2 protein-coding genes are annotated in these 2,565 nt (G+C 62.9%); both read right to left on the reverse strand.

The annotated features are described in order from the left end of the window. Window positions 1-64: 64 nt before the first annotated feature. Window positions 65-1,138, reverse strand: coding sequence for an efflux RND transporter periplasmic adaptor subunit (locus tag JOY90_RS38640; protein WP_291696331.1), 1,074 nt, complete (start codon window positions 1,136-1,138; stop codon window positions 65-67). Beyond that, the gene (locus JOY90_RS38645; RefSeq protein ID WP_291696332.1) at window positions 1,138-2,268 is read right to left on the reverse strand and encodes an efflux RND transporter periplasmic adaptor subunit; all 1,131 of its coding nucleotides are present in this window, start codon (window positions 2,266-2,268) and stop codon (window positions 1,138-1,140) included. Before JOY90_RS38645 ends, JOY90_RS38640 begins: the two co-directional genes overlap by 1 nt. Between the last annotated feature and the right edge of the window lie 297 nt (window positions 2,269-2,565).

Here is a 2,565-nt window from a genome sequence, read left to right on the forward strand (position 1 = left end):
ACGATCATGAAATACCAGACGAGCGAGCGGTGTTCGAGCGCCCAGTCCGAAAGGTTGAATGATTTCATGGGGCCGTCTCCTGGTCGATGCGGACTTGCTGTTCCTGCTCGAGGCTATGGATCCCCGCAGTCACGATGCGCGTTCCAGCCTCGAGCCCGCCGGTCACCCGGATGCCGCCTTCGTCCCGGGAGAACTGGATCTGATGCAGAGAAACTCTGTGGGCGGTCGGATCGATGACCCAAACGAAATTCTGGTCTTCCTTGGCCAAGACGGCGGACTCGGGTACCCGCAATACCAAGTTCTGGTCATTGCTGAGCGTCGCAGTAACGGTGGCTCCCAGCCGGAAGCTTTCAGGGGGATCCTTCAAGGCAATACGGACGCGACGCGTGCGAGTGACGGCGTCGGCTTGCGGCGCAATCTCGCGAATCTGGCCCTCTATGTGCAGCGCAGGCAGCAGCTGCAAGGTGATGGTAAACGGCAAGCCGATTTTCAGTGGGACCGGGAAATCCGGCCCGATATCGACCACGGCCTCTCTGACGTCGGGCCGCGCGACGGTCACGACACTCTGACCGGGTGAGACCACCTGTCCCACCTCGGCCTCCACTGCGGTGACGACCCCGGCAAACTCGGCCTTGAGCTCCGCGTAGCCAAGTCGTTCGCTCGCCTTCGCGAGATTCGCCTGTGCGGCGGCCACCGCCGCCTCGGCTCCAGCCCGCTCATGCTCCGCATCGTCCAGCCTCTGTTTCGTCACGGCATCGGTCACAATGAGCTTCCGCTGTCGCTCCTCCGCTGCGCTTGCGTCCGCAAGTCGGGCCTGGCTTTTCAACAGGTCTGCGCGCGCCGACAGCACGCCGAGTTTCAGCGCTGTGGAATCGATTGCGGCGACGGTCTGCCCTTCATGAACCGAATCTCCTATGTCTACGGGACGTGCGATGATGCGCCCCAGCACCCGGAAACCGAGATCTGACTTGTATCGGGGTTCCACAGTGCCCGCGACTGCAGCTTCGTTCGATCGGGCAGGTTCGACGACCATCGACAGCACCGGCCGAACGGGGTCCGGCGCGGTTGTCTCCTGTTTGCATCCGGCAGCAAGGAGCGCCGCGAAAATGCTGGCGATAACAAGTGAACGCTTCATCATCACCGGCCCTCCTCGTACGTGACGCGATCGCCGGAGCTGAGCAGCTTGCCTCCATCGACAACGACGCGCGCTCCAGGTTCGATGCCCCCGCTGATCCACAGCGCTCCGGCTTCGTAATCGGAGATCGAAACCGCCTTCAGCGACGCAGTATCGGTCGCCGGGTCGACGATCCAGACGGCGGGCTTTGACCCGACTGCCATCAATGCGTTCCATGGCAACCTGATCTGTGACACAGGTTTCCGTTTGGCTGTTCCGGTCACGGCGCTTCCAAGCGTCATCCCGGCCGGCGGATTTTGGATCGCCACCTTCACGCGAACCGTGGTGCTCTTCGGATCAAGAACAGGCGATACTTCCCTTACCTGGCCGACAGCTGTCACATCGGGATCCGAGACGAGCGCCAGCGATACGTGCCCACTCTCGAAGTCCCCGAAGAAAATCGACTCGTCGACGTCGAAGACGGCATCCCGCTCGCCGTCCTGGGCCAGAGTGAATGCGCGCTGTGCTGCGTCCACGACCTGGCCGACCTCGACAAATCGCGCGGTAATGTAGCCCGCGGCGCGGGCGCGCAGCTCGGTGTCGCCAAGCGCATCTTTCGCCGTACCGAGCTGCGCCTTCGCTGTTTCAAGCTGGCCTTCTGCGTCCAGCAATCCTTCCTGCGCCTTATCGAACGCCACTCGGGTGGTGAAGCCTTCGGCGATGAGAGTCTTCTGCCGTTCGAAAGTGGCGGTCGCGACGCGCAATTGGGACTCCGCCGCAGTCACTGCGGCGGTCGCAGCCTCGACATCTGCCCGCTGTTCGGTTGGATCAAGCCGAGCCAGGACCTTGCCCGGATCGACGCGGGCGCCGACATCCACGAACCGCTCGATGACGCGCCCGCTTACCCGGAACGAGAGGTCGGCGGTGTAGCGGGCTCGGACCTCGCCGGTCACCGTTGCGGATGTTTGTCGATTCCGGGGCTGCACGACCTCGGTGCGCACGAATGTTGCAGGCTTGATCGCGGTCCCTGACCCATCGTTGCAGGCGCCCAAGGACGCGGCGAGAAGCGCGATCGCAACCGTCGCACCCAAGTGCATCACACCGGGGCTGCCGGCCATTTGGCCAGCATCAGGATCGGGACAGTGGCGCTTCATGTCATTTCCTTTCCTCGGGGCAAACATCGCCGATCGGAGGGCTGCAATCTATTGACCGAGGGCAGTGCGCGATTGGCTTGTGGTTGGCGATGCTAAGCCAATGTTTAGAAACCGATGCGGAAGGAGTGCCTGAGGATCGGCAGGCGCGAAAGCGACCGCACCCCGGTGCATACCGAACCGGGATGCAGTCGGCTGCCGGCCTCGCTCAGTCTTCGTCGCAACCCACGACGCGCCTGCCTCGGCTGTAGGTGTAGTAGCAGTCGTCGGAATAGGAGACGTCACTACCGTAGGCATAGA

Origin of the sequence: Bradyrhizobium sp., assembly GCF_019242285.1 — a bacterium.
Classification (GTDB): domain Bacteria; phylum Pseudomonadota; class Alphaproteobacteria; order Rhizobiales; family Xanthobacteraceae; genus Bradyrhizobium.

Bases quoted from the DNA above. Each gene is read 5' to 3' on its own strand.
- JOY90_RS38640 (WP_291696331.1), bottom strand. From the start codon at position 1,138: ATGATGAAGCGTTCACTTGTTATCGCCAGCATTTTCGCGGCGCTCCTT.
- JOY90_RS38645 (WP_291696332.1), bottom strand. From the start codon at position 2,268: ATGAAGCGCCACTGTCCCGATCCTGATGCTGGCCAAATGGCCGGCAGC.